This window comes from Klenkia sesuvii (assembly GCF_037083825.1).
GTDB classification, from domain to species: Bacteria; Actinomycetota; Actinomycetes; order Mycobacteriales; family Geodermatophilaceae; genus Klenkia; species Klenkia sesuvii.
On record NZ_JBAPLU010000002.1, the window covers coordinates 74,352 to 89,831 of the forward strand.

The 15,480-nt window shown below is 74.8% G+C and carries 14 protein-coding genes; 7 read left to right on the forward strand and 7 right to left on the reverse strand.

Annotated elements, in window-relative coordinates:
- Positions 1-15: 15 nt before the first annotated feature.
- The 3 genes from TEK04_RS02170 to TEK04_RS02180 all read right to left on the reverse strand — a co-directional run bounded on the left by TEK04_RS02170 (position 16) and on the right by TEK04_RS02180 (position 3,545).
- On the reverse strand, positions 16-780 hold the full coding sequence (locus TEK04_RS02170) for a crotonase/enoyl-CoA hydratase family protein (RefSeq protein WP_336402663.1): 765 nt from the start codon (positions 778-780) through the stop codon (positions 16-18).
- Between the two features lie 56 nt (positions 781-836).
- Positions 837-2,201 carry a sugar porter family MFS transporter gene (locus TEK04_RS02175; protein WP_336402664.1) on the reverse strand — a complete coding sequence of 455 codons (1,365 nt, stop codon included), beginning with the start codon at positions 2,199-2,201 and terminating at the stop codon, positions 837-839.
- A 135-nt stretch (positions 2,202-2,336) separates the two neighbouring features.
- Positions 2,337-3,545 (reverse strand): hypothetical protein, encoded by a 1,209-nt coding sequence (locus tag TEK04_RS02180; RefSeq protein ID WP_336402665.1) that lies wholly within the window; start codon positions 3,543-3,545, stop codon positions 2,337-2,339.
- Between the two features lie 236 nt (positions 3,546-3,781).
- Here TEK04_RS02180 and TEK04_RS02185 point away from each other — a divergent pair, with 236 nt between their 5' ends.
- Positions 3,782-5,488, forward strand: a complete 1,707-nt coding sequence (locus TEK04_RS02185) for a class I adenylate-forming enzyme family protein (protein ID WP_336402666.1) — start codon at positions 3,782-3,784, stop codon at positions 5,486-5,488.
- 66 nt (positions 5,489-5,554) lie between these two features.
- Entirely contained in the window at positions 5,555-6,559 is a 1,005-nt protein-coding gene (locus TEK04_RS02190; RefSeq protein WP_336402667.1) for a potassium channel family protein, read from the forward strand.
- Here TEK04_RS02190 and TEK04_RS02195 read toward each other — a convergent pair.
- Positions 6,556-8,082, reverse strand: a complete 1,527-nt coding sequence (locus tag TEK04_RS02195; RefSeq protein WP_336402668.1) for an adenylate/guanylate cyclase domain-containing protein — start codon at positions 8,080-8,082, stop codon at positions 6,556-6,558. The genes TEK04_RS02190 and TEK04_RS02195 overlap by 4 nt on opposite strands.
- A 190-nt stretch (positions 8,083-8,272) precedes the next feature.
- On the opposite strand from TEK04_RS02195, the gene TEK04_RS02200 reads away from it, so the two are divergent.
- The 3 genes from TEK04_RS02200 to TEK04_RS02210 all read left to right on the forward strand — a co-directional run bounded on the left by TEK04_RS02200 (position 8,273) and on the right by TEK04_RS02210 (position 11,604).
- Positions 8,273-9,553 (forward strand): APC family permease, encoded by a 1,281-nt coding sequence (locus tag TEK04_RS02200; RefSeq protein WP_432277311.1) that lies wholly within the window; start codon positions 8,273-8,275, stop codon positions 9,551-9,553.
- A gap of 25 nt (positions 9,554-9,578) precedes the next feature.
- On the forward strand, positions 9,579-10,994 hold the full coding sequence (gene ggh / locus TEK04_RS02205; protein ID WP_336402669.1) for a glucosylglycerate hydrolase: 1,416 nt from the start codon (positions 9,579-9,581) through the stop codon (positions 10,992-10,994).
- Positions 10,995-11,088: 94 nt separating this feature from the next.
- The gene (locus TEK04_RS02210) at positions 11,089-11,604 is read left to right on the forward strand and encodes a hypothetical protein (RefSeq protein WP_336402670.1); all 516 of its coding nucleotides are present in this window, start codon (positions 11,089-11,091) and stop codon (positions 11,602-11,604) included.
- A gap of 8 nt (positions 11,605-11,612) precedes the next feature.
- On the opposite strand, the gene TEK04_RS02215 is transcribed toward TEK04_RS02210, so the two are convergent.
- Positions 11,613-12,449 carry an alpha/beta fold hydrolase gene (locus TEK04_RS02215; RefSeq protein WP_336402671.1) on the reverse strand — a complete coding sequence of 279 codons (837 nt, stop codon included), beginning with the start codon at positions 12,447-12,449 and terminating at the stop codon, positions 11,613-11,615.
- Positions 12,450-12,534: 85 nt separating this feature from the next.
- On the opposite strand from TEK04_RS02215, the gene TEK04_RS02220 reads away from it, so the two are divergent.
- Positions 12,535-13,569: a uroporphyrinogen decarboxylase family protein gene (locus tag TEK04_RS02220; RefSeq protein WP_336402672.1), complete on the forward strand. Its 1,035-nt coding sequence runs from the start codon at positions 12,535-12,537 to the stop codon at positions 13,567-13,569.
- Here TEK04_RS02220 and TEK04_RS02225 read toward each other — a convergent pair.
- Entirely contained in the window at positions 13,566-14,147 is a 582-nt protein-coding gene (locus TEK04_RS02225; protein ID WP_336402673.1) for a TetR/AcrR family transcriptional regulator, read from the reverse strand. The genes TEK04_RS02220 and TEK04_RS02225 overlap by 4 nt on opposite strands.
- Positions 14,148-14,211: 64 nt before the next feature.
- On the opposite strand from TEK04_RS02225, the gene TEK04_RS02230 reads away from it, so the two are divergent.
- Positions 14,212-15,216, forward strand: coding sequence for an NADP-dependent oxidoreductase (locus TEK04_RS02230; RefSeq protein WP_336402674.1), 1,005 nt, complete (start codon positions 14,212-14,214; stop codon positions 15,214-15,216).
- A gap of 2 nt (positions 15,217-15,218) precedes the next feature.
- On the opposite strand, the gene TEK04_RS02235 is transcribed toward TEK04_RS02230, so the two are convergent.
- A complete protein-coding gene (locus TEK04_RS02235) occupies positions 15,219-15,455 on the reverse strand; it encodes a hypothetical protein (protein WP_336402675.1) in 237 nt (78 codons plus the stop codon).
- Positions 15,456-15,480 lie beyond the last annotated feature (25 nt).

The window sequence follows — 15,480 nt, forward strand, 5'->3', positions numbered from 1 at the left end:
CGGCCCCCGCGGGGCTCAGGCGCCGCGCCAGACGGGGGCGCGCTTCTCGGCGAAGGCGCGGGCCCCCTCCTGCGCGTCGGCGGAGGCGAACACCGCCTCGGTCACGGTCACCTGGTGGTCCAGCAGCGCGCGGTCGGTCCAGCGGACGGCCCCGGCCACCAGCTGCTTGGTGGCGCGGATCGCCAGCGGGCCGTTGACGGCGATGCGGCCGGCCAGCTCGCGGGCACCGGCCAGCGCCCCGCCGGGCTCGGTGAGCACGTTGACCAGGCCGAACCGGTGGGCCTCCTCCGCCGTCATGGGGTCACCGGTCAGCGCCAGCTCCATGGCCCGCTGGTAGGGCAACGTCTTGGGCAGCCGCAGCACGCCGCCACCGGCCGCGACCAGCGACCGCTTGACCTCCGGGATGCCGAAGCGGGCCTCCCGTGAGGCCACGACCAGGTCGCAGGAGAGCACCAGCTCGAACCCCCCGGCCAGCGCCCAGCCCTCGACCGCGGCGACGAGCGGCTTGGCCGGCGGGGCCTCGGTGAGGCCGGCGAAGCCCCGGCCGGGCAGGGAGGGCCGCTCGCCGCGGGCGAAGGCCTTGAGGTCCATGCCCGCGCAGAACACGCCGCCGGCGCCGGTCAGCACGAGCACCGCCACGTCGTCCCGGGCGTCGAGGTCGTCGACGGTCGCGGCGAGCGCCTCGGTGGTGGCCAGGTCGATGGAGTTCTTCGCCTCCGGGCGGTTCAGCGTGATGACGCCGACCCCGTCGGAGACCTCTGCGAGCACCGTGTCGGTCATGCCGGCATGTCTGCCAGGTGGAACCCGGGCAGTCAACCCTGACCGCCCGCGCCGCGTCAGGACGCCGGCGCGAGCTCCCGCTCGATGTCGGCCAGGCTGCGGTTCTTGGTCTCGGGCACCGCCTTGACCACGTACACCAGCGACAGCACCGTGATGACGGCGTAGAGGCCGAACGTCGCGGTCTCCCCGATCGCGGAGATGATCGACAGGTAGCTGACCGCGACGACGAAGTTGGCCGCCCAGTTGGCCATCGTGGCCACCGACGACGCCCGCCCGCGCACCGCCAGCGGGAAGATCTCGCTGATGAGCAGCCACACCACCGGGCCCAGGCTGACCGCGAACGACCCCACGTAGAACGCCAGGACGACGGTGGTGACGATCGCCCCCGCACCGGCGATGTCGAACAGGAAGGCGATGGCCAGCCCGGCCAGGCCCAGCACCATGCCGCTCATGCCCCAGATCAGCAGTGCCCGCCGACCGACCCGGTCGATGACCTTGATGGCCACGACGGTCATGACCACGTTGGTGAGGCCGACCACGAGCAGGGCCAGCAGCGCGGCCTGCGCACCCAGGCCGGCGTTCTCCAGGACGGTCGGCGCGAAGTAGATGACGGTGTTCACCCCGGTGATCTGCTGGACGACCGCCAGGGTGACCCCGAGCACGAGCGCCGGGCGGAGCTTCGGGGCCAGCAGGGACCGCTTCTGCCCCTTCTCCTCCTCGGTGGCGGTGCCGCGGATGTCGTCGATCTCCTCGGTGATGGCCGCCTCGGAGTCGCGCAGGGTGCGCAGCACCTCGCGGGCCTCGTCGACCCGCCCCTGCCGCACCAGCCAGGCCGGGCTCTCGGGCTCGCGGGCCATCCCCAGCCCGAGGACGACGGCCGGCGCGAGCGCCAGGCCCACGCTGATCCGCCAGTCGCCGCTGCCGGCCAGGAAGTAGGCGACCAGCTGAGAGACCAGGATGCCCAGGGTGACCGAGAGCTGGTTGAGGCTCACGAGCGCGCCGCGGCGCTCGGGCGGGGCGATCTCGCCGATGTAGACCGGGACGACGAACGACGCCGACCCCACGCCGACGCCGATCAGGAACCGCGAGAGCAGGAGCACCCAGAACGACGGCGCCACGATCGAGAGCAGCAGGCCCACCACGAACACCAGCGAGGTGGCGATGATGGCCCGCCGCCGGCCCAGGGCGTCGGCCACCCGCCCGGCCACCAGCGCCCCCACCGCAGCACCGACCAGCAGGATCGACACCACGGTGCCCTGCAGGAACGGGGTGTCGAGGGTGAAGTCGTCGCTGATGTTGGGCAGCACGCCGCCGATGACGCCGGTGTCGTAGCCGAACAGGATGCCGCCGACGGCGGTGAGCGCGGCGGCCTTGGTGACCGCACGCCGGTGCGCGGCGGAGGCCTGGGTGGTGCTGGTCATGACGGGTCCCATCTCGTTGCAACTCTCAACCACCCGCGATGGTGCGCCTACCCGGCCAACCCGGCCACCCGGGGCCACGGACGCGACCGGCCCGGCCCCCCGCGGGGGACCGGGCCGGTCGACGGGGTGCGCGAGTCAGCGCGCCGCGCGGCGGGTGAGCAGGGTGGTCAGCCCACCGAGGGCGAGGAGCAGTCCGCCGAGCAGCAGGAGCCCGGCGGGCTGGGCGCCGGTGCTGGCCAGGGCGGCGGGGCGGGTCGGCGGGACGGTGCCGGCCGGGGTCCCGGTGGCGCTGGTCGGGGCCGCCGTGGTGCCGACGGGGGCGACCGGGGCAACGGGGGCGACCGGCAGCGGCGCCGGCGGCGCGCACGCCCCGACCGCGACGTCGCCGCCGCCCACGCTGGCCAGGGTCCGGCCCTCGACCACCAGGGCGACCCCGGCGAAGCCCGCCAGCGGCACCGGTCCGGTGAGGCTGACGAGCGGGAGCGTGCCGGTGAGGGTGGTGCCCGTGACCTCGACGTCCGCGCTGGCCAGGCTGACCTGGCCGCCGTCGGGGGTGAGGCCGACGACGGCGAGGCCGTAGGTCCCGGCGGTCAGCCCGCGGACGTCGACGGTGGCGAGCACCGAGTCCGGCGCCGTGCAGTCGCGGGCCAGCGCGATGGTGGCGTCGGCGGTGCACACGTCGGCCCGGGTGTCGTCGAGGGAGGGGACGGCCACGGTGTAGGGGCCGAACGCCTGGGTGCCGGCGACGACGCCGACCGTCAGCTCCGTCGCACCGGCGAGCAGGGCGTCGCCGACCAGCACGGGGATGCCGCCGTCGACGACCGCCGAGGCGACCGTCTGCGGACCGCCGGGCAGACCGAGCTCGACGACGACCTCGGTGCCCTCCGCGAGCTCGGTGCCCGACACCACGACGGACAGCTCACCGAGGCAGCCGCGCACGGCGTCGACGGAGCCCCTCGGCCCGGGCGGCGGGGTGGACGTCTGCTCGGACGTCGATGTCGAGGTGGACGTCTCCTCCGAGGTCGAGGTGGACGTCGAGGTGGACGAGGAGGTCGTCGTCTCCTCGGACGTCGAGCTGCCGCCGGCCACCGAGGTGGTGGTGGTGACCGACCCGTCGGCACCGGTGGAGGTGGAGGTGTGGGTGGAGGTGTGGGTGGTCGGCGCGGCGGTGCGGGCCAGCGGGGCGGGGGCCGACGTCCGGGCGACCTCCGACCCGGAGGCGACCGACCCGGAGGTGGTCGAACCGGTGTCGCCGTCGGCGGCCGCCGCGATGCCGGCGCCGCCGACGAGCAGCCCCGCCGTCAGCAGCGCGGCGATCGTCGTCCGTCGTGCAGGAGCCCGCACGGAGCCCACCTCTCGTCGGCCCCGGGAGGGGCGAGCGCGTGGGCCGGTCGGCCCTTCGGTGACGGACCGTGACAGCACAGCGGGCGCACAGCCACCCGGGAGGGCGCCGTTCCGGTGCCTGGCGGAGCCGATGCACCCGGTTCATCGCGCGTCGTGACCACCCGTGATCAAGAGCTGACGAGATCGGCGTCGCGGTGCGCTCGACAACTGGTGTGACCGGGACCACGATCGGTCCCGTGTCCGACCACTGGCCCGCCGCGCTCCCCCGCTCCCTCGCCTACCCGGCGGTGCCCGTCGGCTCCGTGCTGCGGGCGGCGGTGCGTCGCTGGGGCGACCGCACCGCGTTCGTGCACCACGGTGCCGAGCTCACGTACGCCGAGCTGGGTCGCCGGGCGCACGCCGTGGCGGCCGGGCTCGTCGCCCGCGGGGTGCAGCGCGGCGACGTCGTCGCCGTCCACCTGCCCAACTGCCTGCAGTACCCGCCGGTCTACTACGGCGTGCTGCTGGCCGGGGCGACCTTCTCCCCCACCAACCCGCTGCTGACCCCGACCGAGCTGACCCACCAGCTGGCCGACTCCGGCGCGCGCACCCTCGTCACCTGGGAGGCGTGCCTGCCGGCCGTGCGCGGCGCCCTGCCCGGCACGGCGGTGACCACGGTGGTCGTCACCGGACCCGGGCAGATCACCGACCCCGCCGCCCCGGTGGAGCTGCCGGAGGGGGCCCACGACCTGGCCGACCTGCTGCGGGCCGACCCGTCCGACGCCCACCTCGACGCCGACCTCGACCCGGCCACCGCCCTGGCGCACCTGGCCTACACCGGCGGCACCACCGGCGTGAGCAAGGGCGTCGAGCTGCCGCACCGGCAGGTGGTCACCAACGTGCTGCAGTCGGCGTGCTGGACCACCGGCTCGGTGCCGGCCCTCGACGAGCGCGGTGACGTCACCCTCGACCAGGTCGGCCCGGCCGAGGAGTACCCGGTGCGGCTGGGCACCGCCCGCGCGATCAACCTCACCCCGTGGTTCCACGCCATGGGCGTGATCGGCTACCTCAACGGCCAGGTGCTCACCGGCGCGGCCGTCGTGATCCACGACCGCTTCGACCCGGTGGCCTACCTCGCCGACGCGGTCGCCCACCGGGTCACCGGCATCGGCGGCGCGCCGCCGGTGTTCGCCGCCCTGCTGCAGGTGCCCGGCATCGCCGACGCCGACCTGTCCAGCGTGCGCGGCATCTCCAGCGGTGCCGCGCCCTTGGCCGTCCCGCTGATCGAGCGGTTGCGCGCCCTGCTGCCCCAGGCGGTCATCGGCGAGGGCTACGGGCTCACCGAGGTGACGATGCAGGCCACCGGCAACCCCGCCGCCCGCTCCGGGCTGCGCAAGGCCGGCACCGTGGGCCTGCCCGTGCCCGACACCGAGATCAGCATCCGCGCCCTGGACACCGGCGAGGAGGTGCCCGTCGGCGAGCGCGGCGAGATCTGCATCCGTGGCCCGCAGGTGATGCGCGGCTACGCCCACCGCCCCGACGCCACCGCGCAGGCGATCGACCCCGACGGCTGGTTCCACAGCGGTGACGTGGGCGTGCTCGACGCCGACGGCTACCTCGCCGTCGTCGACCGCACCAAGGACATGCTGCTGCACAAGGGCTACAACGTGTTCCCCCGCGAGCTCGAGGAGGTCCTGCTCGGCGTCCCCGGCATCGCCGGGGCCGCCGTCGTCGGCCGACCCGACCCGGTGGCCGGCGAGCTCCCGGTCGCCTACGTCGTGCGCCGGGACGACGACGCCGGCGCCGACCTCACCGAGGCGTCGGTGCTGGCCGCGGTCAACGACCGGGTCACGCCCTACAAGCGGCTGCGCGACGTGGTGTTCACCGACGCGATCCCGGTGTCGGCGGCGGGCAAGGTGCTCAAGCGGGTGCTGGCCGAGCGCGAGCGGGCCGGGGCCGGCTGACCCGGAAGGGGTGCCCGGGGCGCCGGGCGGGCCGGTGCTCACTACTGTCCCTGCGGTGAGCACGCGATGCTGAGCGACCACGGCGGGGTGCAGCTCGCGCACACCGAGCAGTCCCCCTTCCGGCAGGTCGGCAAGCGGGTGGTCATCGCCGCGGTCGTCCTCGTGGCCACCGTGGCCATCGTGTACTTCGACCGCGACGGCTACCGGGACAGCAGCGGCGGCGAGCTGTCGCTGCTGGACGCGACCTACTACGCGACGGTCAGCCTCTCCACCACCGGCTACGGCGACATCACGCCGGTCACGGCCAGCGCTCGGCTGGTCAACATCCTGCTCATCACGCCGCTGCGCGTGCTCTTCCTGCTCATCCTCATCGGGACCACCCTCGAGGCGCTCACCGCGCGCTCGCGGGAGGAGTTCCGGGTCCGTCGTTGGAGGTCCACCGTGCGCCAGCACGTCGTCGTGTGCGGCTACGGCACCAAGGGCCGCAGCGCCATCCGCGCGCTCCTGGCCAACGGCACCGACAAGGAGCACATCATCGTCGTCGACCCCAGCCCGGTGTCGATCGACGAGGCCAACTCGATCGGGCTCACCGGCATCGTGGGCGACGCCGGTCGCGCCGACGTGCTGCGCCGCACCTCCATCGAGAAGGCCCGCGCGGTGGTGGTGGCGGCCAACCGCGACGACACCGCCGTCCTCATCACCCTCACCGTGCGGCAGCTCAACCCCAGCGTGCCGATCACCGCGAGCGTGCGCGAGGAGGAGAACGCCAGCCTGCTGCGGCAGAGCGGCGCCGACTCGGTGATCACGTCGTCGTCGACCTCGGGTCGGCTGCTCGGGTTGGCCACCGACAGCCCGCGCGTGGTGGCCGTCGTCGAGGACCTGCTCACCGCCGGGCACGGCCTGGACCTCACCCAGCGCACGGTGACCAGCGCCGAGGTCGGCATGGGCGCGCGGCAGCTGCGCGACGTGGTGCTGTCGGTGACCCGGGGCGGGCGCACGCTGCGCTTCGACGACCCGGCGATCGGCACCCTGCAGAGCGAGGACGTGCTGGTCGTCGTCCGCTCGAACTAGGCCCGCACCCAGGTCGTCGTCGGCTCGGACCGACCCCGCAGCACCACCTCGTCCGCGCGGCGCCAGTGCGCCCGCTCGGCCGGGTCGGCCGCCTGCACCGCCGCGTCGCTGGCCACCGCGCGGCCGTCGTGGTCCTTGGCCAGCTCGGTCAGCCGGGCGGCGGTGTTCACCGCGTCGCCGATGACGGTGTACTCCGAGCGGCTGTCGGCCCCGATCTGGCCAGCGACCACGTCGCCCCAGGCGACGCCCACGCCGACCTCGACCTCCCCGGCCCGGGCCACCGCGGTGCAGATCGCCCGGGCCGCCCGCAACGCGGCGCCGGCGGCGTCGGGCAGGGGCTGCGGGGCCCCGAAGACGCACAGCGCGGCGTCGCCCTCGAACTTGTTGACCAGCCCGCCCTCGGCCTGCGTGGCGTCGACCACGACGGCGAAGAACCGGTTGAGCAGCCCGACCATCTCCTGCGGACCCAGCCGCTCGGCCAGCCCGGTGGAGCCGGCGACGTCGACGAACAGTGCGGCGACGCGACGGGTCTCCCCGCCCAGCTCCACCCCGTTCTCCAGCGCCCGGGCCGCGACGTCGGCACCCACGTGCCGGCCGAACAGGTCACGCAGCCGTTCGCGCTCGGCCAGCCCGCGGGCCATCCTGTTGACCCCGTTCTGCAGCAGCCCGATCTCACCGGCGTCGTCGACCACCACCTGGACGTCGGTGGCGCCGTCACCGATGCGCTGCACGGCGCGGCGCAGCTCGCGCAGCGGCGACCCGACGCCGCGGGCGACGAGCAAGGTGGCCAGCAGGCCCACCACGAGGCTGACCCCGGGCAGGAAGAGCGCGGTGAAGGTGCTGGGGGTGCCCTGCCCGGTGGGGTCGAGCACCAGCAGCATGAGCCCGACCATCGGCACCCCGCTGGTCAGACCCCAGGTGAGCAGCAGCCGACGGCGCACGTTGAGCGTGCGTGGCTGGTCGGGCGGGTGGGCGGCCAACGCGCGGGCCGTGACGTGCCGCGCGGCGCGCGCGACCAGCAGGTAGCTCACCCCGGCGGTGACGACTCCGCCGAGGACGACGGAGATGCCGATGCGCAGACCCACGAGCGGCTCGGGGTAGACCGCGGCCGACACCGCGCCGAGGCCGACCGCGGCCACCGCCCAGGTCCAGGCGACCAACCGGGCGATGTCGGCCGGCATGCGCAGGGCGATGACCACCTCCTCGGGCGTGGGCACGCGGCCGGCCCACAGCCAGCGGTTGGTGCGCCGCTGCTTGTGCAGGCCGAGCGCCACGCCGACCGGGACGGCCAGCACGAGGTAGCCCGCCCCCACGATCCCGGTGACCAGCCGGCCGGTGGGTGACTCGACGTCGCTGCCGCCGTTGACGCCGAGCAGCAGCACCGTGACCACGGCCGCGCCCACGACGTTGGCCAGCACGACCAGCAGCGCGACACCGGGGGCGACCACCCGGTCGGCCGGCACGACGCGGCGGATGCCCGGCACGACGACGCGCAGCAGCGCCCGGGGCAGCTGGGTGATCACGTCGGCCCCACGGCATGCCCCAACGAGGGAGGGGCCGCGAGGACACTGCGCACCGGCGCACTGTGCCCTCCTCGACACCCGGGCACCAGCGCAGGGACCCCCCGACGCGCCGGATCGACCCGGGGGGACGACGCTGGGCCGGGGGACCGACCAGGACCCGAACTCGACCGACCGCGGCGAGGGGACCGCGCTGCAGCGGGTCGTCAGCGGGAAGCTGCTCTACGTCTTCATCCTCGGCGACGTGCTCGGGGCGGGCATCTACGCCCTGGTCGGCGAGGTGGCCGGGGAGGTCGGCGGGGCGGTGTGGGTGCCGCTGCTGGTCGCGCTCGGGCTGGCCATGCTGACCGCGGCGTCCTACGCCGAACTGGTCACCAAGTACCCCCGGGCGGGCGGGGCGGCGGTGTTCGCCGAGCGGGCCTTCGGCGTCCCCGTGGTGTCGTTCCTGGTCGGGTTCTGCATGCTCGCCGCCGGGGTGACCAGCGCGGCCGGCCTGGCACTGGCGTTCAGCGGCGACTACCTGACCGCGTTCCTCGACGTCCCCGCCGTCCCGGCCGCCGTGGTGTTCCTGGTGCTGGTCGGCCTGCTCAACGCCCGGGGCATCCAGGAGTCGATGCGGGCCAACCTGGTGATGACCTGCGTCGAGGTGAGCGGGCTGGTGCTCGTCGTCGTCCTCGGTGCGCTCGTGCTCGGGCGGGGGGACGGCGACCCGGCGCGGGTGACCCAGTTCCCCGACGGGGTGTCCGCGGGGTCGGCGGTGCTGGCCGCCGCGGTGCTGGCCTACTACTCGTTCGTCGGGTTCGAGACCTCGGCCAACGTCGCCGAGGAGGTGCGCGACGTCAGCCGGGTCTACCCGCGGGCACTGTTCGGGTCGCTGCTGACCGCCGGCGCGGTCTACGTGCTGGTCGGGCTGGCCGCCTCGGTCGTGCTGGCCCCCGACGAACTGGCGGCGTCGTCGGGACCGCTGCTGGCGGTGGTGCAGGCCAGCGGGGTGGGCATCCCCGACCAGGTGTTCGCAGGCGTAGCGCTGGTCGCCGTGGCCAACGGCGCCCTGCTCACGATGATCATGGCCAGCCGGCTGGTGTACGGGCTGGCCCAGGAGCGCCTGCTGCCCCCGGCGCTCTCGCGGGTGCTGCCGCGCCGGCGCACACCGTGGGTGGCGATCGTCGTGACCACGGCGGTCGCCATCGGGCTCACGCTGACCGGGGACCTGGCCACGCTGGCGACGACCGTCGTCCTGCTGCTGCTGTTCGTCTTCCTCTCCACCAACGTCTCGGTGCTCGTGCTGCGCCGCGACCACGTCGACCACGAGCACTTCCGGGCGCCGGTGGCGCTGCCCGTGCTGGCGATCGGGTCCTGCGTCCTGCTGCTGTGGCAGCAGGAGGCCGGCACCTGGCTCCGGGCGGCGATCATGCTGGCCGTCGGGGTCGGGCTGTACCTGCTGGCCAGGGTGACGCGCGCCTCTACCGCCTGAGGGGCCCGGGCGGTGAGGATGGGTCATGCCGGTCACTCAGCCCACCCCGAACGACATCGCGCTCATGGCCGGGCGGGCCGGCTACGTGCTCAAGGCCAACGACCGCGGCCGGTTCACCGTCGCCTCGCCGACGCTCTACCCGCACATGTGGAGCTGGGACGCCGGGTTCGTGGCGTTGGGCATCGCGACCGTGTCGGTGCCGCGGGCGCTGGACGAGCTGCGCACGCTGCTGACCGGGCAGTGGAGCACCGGGATGATCCCGCACATCCTGTTCCACTCCCCCAGCGACTACTTCCCCGACCCCGACCGCTGGCGCACCCAGGTCGCCGCCGCCCGGCCGGCCGGGGTGCTCACCAGCGGCGTCACGCAGCCGCCGATCCACGTCATCGCGCTGTCCCGGATCCTGCACGACGCGCGGCGCCGGGGCGGGGCCGACCAGGAGCTGTGCGAGCGGTTCGTGCTCGACACGTTCCCGCGGTGGCTGGCCTGGCACCGCTACCTGGCCACGGCCCGGGACCCGCACGAGCACGGGCTGGTGGAGATCCACCACGGCTGGGAGTCGGGCATGGACGACTCGCCCCGCTGGGACGGCCCCTACTCCCGGGTGCGCCCCGGGGAGATGCCGCCGTTCACCCGCCGCGACCTCGCGCACGTGTCCGACCCGTCGCAGCGGCCGTCGGACGCCGAGTACCGCCGCTACCTGTGGCTGGTCGAGCAGAAGGTGCGCGCCCGCTACGACGACGCCGCCTACCGGGCCACCGGCGACTTCGTGGTGGGCGACGTCCTGGTGTCGGCGCTGCTGGCCGCGGCGTCGGACCTGCTGGCCGACATGGGGGCCGAGTTCGGCGCCGACCCGGCCGGCATCGAGGAGTCGCGGCTGATCGCCCGGCGGTTCCGCACCGGGGTGCTGCGATCGGTCGACCCCTCGACCGGACTGGCCCGCGACCTGGACCTGCGGACGGGCGAGCACCTGTCGGTCGACTCCGCCGCCGGGTTCGCCCCGCTGCTGTGCGGGGGCGACGACGCGCTGCTGCGCCGCCAGCGCGACCTGCTGCTCGGGCCGCGCTGGTGCGGGCACTCCCGGCTGCGCTGGCCGGTCGTGCCGTCGGTGTCGCCGGCCTCGCCGGCCTTCCGGGACCGCACCTACTGGCGGGGCCCGCAGTGGCCGGTGCTGAACTGGCTGATGGCCTGGGCGCTGAACCGGTCGGGTGAGCAGGAGGCGGCCAACGCGCTGCGGCTGGCCGGGCTCGCGCAGCTGGTGGACTGCGACTTCGCCGAGTACTACGAGCCGCTCACCGGTGAGCAGCTGGGCAGCAGGGACCAGTCGTGGACGGCGGCGATCGCGCTGGACTTCCTCGCCGCCCGCCGTCCCGGCCGGCGCAAGCACGTGCGCCTGCTGACCGCCGAGCTCCCCGCGGTGACCCCGGCCGGTCCGCGGTAGGTCACGACCGCGCATCGGATCGCCGTCCTCCCGTGTCCAGCCCCCCGGGCCGCGGGCAGGGGCGGGGGCGACGTCGTCGTCCCGAGGAGGAACCGTGACCGCTCGACCCCGACTGCTGGCCCTGGGAGCCGCCGCTCTGCCGCTGGCCCTGGCCGCTGCCTGCAGCAGCCCGTCCACCAACGGCCCCGGCAGCGACGCCGACCCCTCCCCCGTGGTGTCCGAGCCGGTCCCGGTCGAGCGCAGCGTCGACCTCCGGGACGTCGAGGGCAGCACGATCGGGTCGGCCACCCTCCGCCAGCTCGCCACCGCGGCCGGCACGACCGTCGAGCTCGACGCGGCCGGGCTAGCGGTCGGCGAGCACCCGTTGACGCTGCTCGACAGCGCCGACTGCGACGCCGCGCTGGGCGGCTCCGGCGAACCCGTCGAGGGCGCCGAGCTGGCCGGGCTCATCGTGCAGGAGGACGGCGGCGGGCAGGTGTCGGCGACCGTCGACGTCGGGTTGGCGGACCTGCTCGACGACGACGGCAGCGCGCTGCTGGTCGGGCCGCCCGACACCGACGCCGCCGGTCCGACCGGCTCCCAGGTGGCCTGCGCCTCCTTCGGCGGCTGATCGCGGGGTCAGCGCCCCCCGGCCAGGTGGTCCTCGACCACGTCGGCCAGCGGCCCCAGGACGGCGGGCGGGAGTGCGTGGCCCATGCCCGGCACCGTGACCAGCCGCGCCCCGCCGATCGCGTCGGCCAAGCGCTGCGCGTTCGGCGGCGGGTAGGCCGGGTCGGCGGGCGCCTGGACCACCAGCACCGGGACGTCGACCCGGGCCTGCTCGGCGCCCCGCGCCAGGCCCGACTGGTCGGCCATCGCGTGCGGGGTGGCCGGCAGCAGCCCGCCGGAGTGCTCGGAGACCCGCTGCTCCAGCGCCACCCACTCGGCCGGGTCGACCTCGAGCTGGTCGCCGTTCAGGCGCCTCCAGTGCTCGACCCGCCAGGCCAGCTCGGACTCGTCGTCCCGTGGCTCGGGCATGGTCGCCCAGAACGCCAGCAGGTCGTCGGACGGGCCCGGCGCCGGGTCGCCCGGGGCCCCGACGAGCGGGCCGGTGCACACCAGGGTGGCGCTGCGCAGCCGCTCGAGGTGGTCGAGCAGCAGCAGCTGGGTGAGCAGCCCGCCCATCGACATGCCGACCACGTGCGCGCGGTCGATGCCCAGCCCGTCGAGCACGCCCACGGCGTCCGTGGCCAGGTCGCGCAGCGCGTAGGTGGTGCCACGCGCTGACCGGCCGGTGTCGCGGTGGTCGTAGCGCACCACCCGGTACCCCGCCGCCAGCCGGTCGACCAGCGCGTCGGGCCACACCAGCCCGGACGACGCCGCCCCCATCACCAGCAGCACGGCCGGCGCACCGGGGTCCCCGCGCTCCTCCACCCACAGGTCGACGTCGGGTGCGACGGTCACGAAGCGTTCCATCCCGTGACCGTGCCAGCCCGGCCCGCGGTACGTCGACGCATTTCCGCAAGGACGCGGGCAGGTGCTCTGGGGCAGGATCATGCGCATGCCGCGACCGCTGCCGACGCTGCCCACGACCGTCGTCGGGAGCCTCCCGCAGCCGGACTGGCTGATCGACCGCGACCGGCTGGGCCACCAGTTCCCGCCCCGGGTGCGGGCCGCCGAGCTGTGGCGCATCCCGCCCGAGCGGCTGGCCGAGGCGCAGGACGACGCCACCCTGGTCACCATCCGCGCCCAGGAGGAGGCGGGGCTGGACATCGTCGGGGACGGCGAGGTCCGGCGGGAGTCCTACTCCAACCACTTCGCCACCGCCCTCTCGGGCATCGACCTGGACCGCCCGGGCACCGTGCGCAACCGCTCGGGCCTGGACATCCCCGTCCCCCGCATCACCGGGCCGATCACCCGGCCGCGCCCGGTGCAGGCCGACGACGTCCGGTTCCTGCGGGCGCACACCGACCGAGCCGTCAAGATCACCGTCCCCGGGCCGTTCACCATGGCGCAGCAGGCCCAGGACGACCACTACGGCGACGACCGCGCGCTGGCGCTGGCCTACGCCGACGTCGTCCGCGAGGAGGTCGCCGACCTGTTCGCGGCCGGCGCGGACGTCGTCCAGCTCGACGAGCCGTGGCTGCAGGCCCGGCCCGAGGTGGCCCGCCGGTACGGCGTCGAGGCCTTGAACCGGGCGCTGGAGGGTGCGGCCGGCACCACGCACGTGCACCTGTGCTTCGGCTACGCCGCGATGGTGGCCCAGCGCCCCGACGGCTACTCCTTCCTGCCGGAGCTGGCCGACGTCGCCTGCGACGCGGTGTCGGTGGAGACCGCCCAGTCGCACCTGGACCCGACGACGCTGGAGCCGCTGCGCGGGAAGGGCATCGCGCTCGGGGTGCTGGACCTCTCCACCCCGGAGGTCGAGACGCCGGTGCAGGTGGCCGACCGGGTGCGTCGGGCGCTGGACCACGTGGACGTCGAGGAGCTGGTGCTCTCCAGCGACTGCGGTCTGAAGTACCTGCCGCGGAAGTCCGCCACCGGCAAGATGCGGGCCCTGGTGATGGCCGCCGAGCTCGTGCGGGGCGAGCTCTAGCCGACCTGCGCCTCGGCGACCAGGGACAGCGCGGCGTCCAGCGACCGCACCGCGCCGTCGGGGTCGACGCGGGCCAGCGCGAACGCGGCGACCACCAGCGAGGTGCAGGTGTCGGCCAGCGGCACGGGGTCGCGGTCGGGGAACCGGGCGGCCACGCCGCGCTCGAACGCCGTCCGCAGCTCGGCGCGGTAGCCGGCCACGACGGCGCGCACGGCGCCGTCCCCGCCGATCGGCGCCGTGGCGGCGTTGACCAGCAGGCATCCCTGCCCGGCGCCGGCGGGGTCGGCAGCGGCGATCGCCGCGCGCAGCCCGGTCAGGTACGCGACCAGCGCGTCGGGTGCGACGTCGGGCCCGGTGAGGACGGCGAGCCGCGGGCGGACGACCTCGTCGAGGTAGCTCTGCACGGCGGCGTCGAACAGCCCGCGCTTGCTGCCGAAGGCGTGGTAGATGCTCGACCGGTTCAGGCCGGTCGCCCGCTCCAGGTCGGGCACCGAGGCCCCCTCGAAGCCCTGCACCCAGAACACACCGCGTGCCGCGCGGACGGCGTCGGCGGTGGCGTAGGCCTGCGGTCGGGGCACGCTGCCTCCTCGGACGTGTACGGTCGTTCTGAACCGATCATTCCACTATCTCGTGGGGAGCGCCATGACCGAGAGCACCCAGATCCAGCTCGTCCGCCGTCCGCAGGGCTGGCCGACGCCCGAGGACTTCGCGACCGTCACCGTCACCTACGGCGACCTCGCCCCCGGCCAGGTCCGGGTGCGCAACGAGTTCCTCTCCGTCGACCCGTACATGCGCGGCCGCATGAACGACGTCAAGAGCTACGTGCCGCCCTTCGCGCTCGGCGAGACCCTGACCGGTGGCGCGGTCGGTCGGGTCGTCGAGTCGACGTCGGAGGACCACCCGGTGGGCTCGCTCGTGCTGCACAACTTCGGCTGGCGCGACGTCGTCCAGGAGGACGCGCGCGGGTTCCGCGTGCTGCCCGAGGTCCCCGGCGCCCCGGCCTCGTTGCACCTGGGCGTCCTCGGCCTGACCGGCATGACCGCCTACGTGGGCCTGACCGCCATCGCCGGCCTGCGCGAGGGCGACACCGTCTTCGTCTCCGGTGCCGCGGGTGCCGTGGGCTCCGCCGTCGGCCAGATCGCCAAGCTGCTCGGCGCCGGGCGGGTCATCGGGTCGGCCGGGTCGACCGAGAAGGTCGCCCTGCTCACCGAGAAGTACGGCTACGACGCCGCCTTCGACTACAAGGCCGCACCCGTGCTCGACCAGCTGCGCACGGCCGCCCCCGACGGCATCGACGTCTACTTCGACAACGTCGGGGGCGACCACCTCGAGGCCGCGCTCGCGGTGTTCAACGACGGCGGCCGGGCCGCCCTGTGCGGCGCGATCAGCGGCTACAACGCCGACGAGGCGCCGGCCGGCCCCCGCAACATGATGAACATCATCAAGGGCGGGCTGACGCTGCAGGGCTTCACCCTCGGCAACTACTCGCACCTCGCGCCGGAGTTCCGCGAGCACATGACCCGCTGGTTCGCCGACGGCCAGATCGCCTGGGACGAGACCGTCGTCGAGGGCGTCGAGAACACCGTCGAGGCGTTCCTGTCGATGATGCGCGGGGCCAACACCGGCAAGATGGTCGTCAAGGTCTGACGTCAGCTCTCCGGCAGGTCGGCGAAGGCCCGCTGCGCGCCCCGGTACCAGTCCATCGACCTCTTCGGGTGCCGCCAGCGGGCCTTCATCGCGTCCCGGGCCTCCTGGTGGGTCGCGTCGCCGGCCGCCTCCCGCTCCTTCAGGTGCTGGTCCTGGGCGTTGATGACGGCGTTCGCGTCCTCGCCGCGGTGCGGGTGGTCGCAGGGCCCGCCGAGCTGGGCGCAGGTCATGGTCTTCATCGGTCGTCCTCTCTCGCTGACAGCT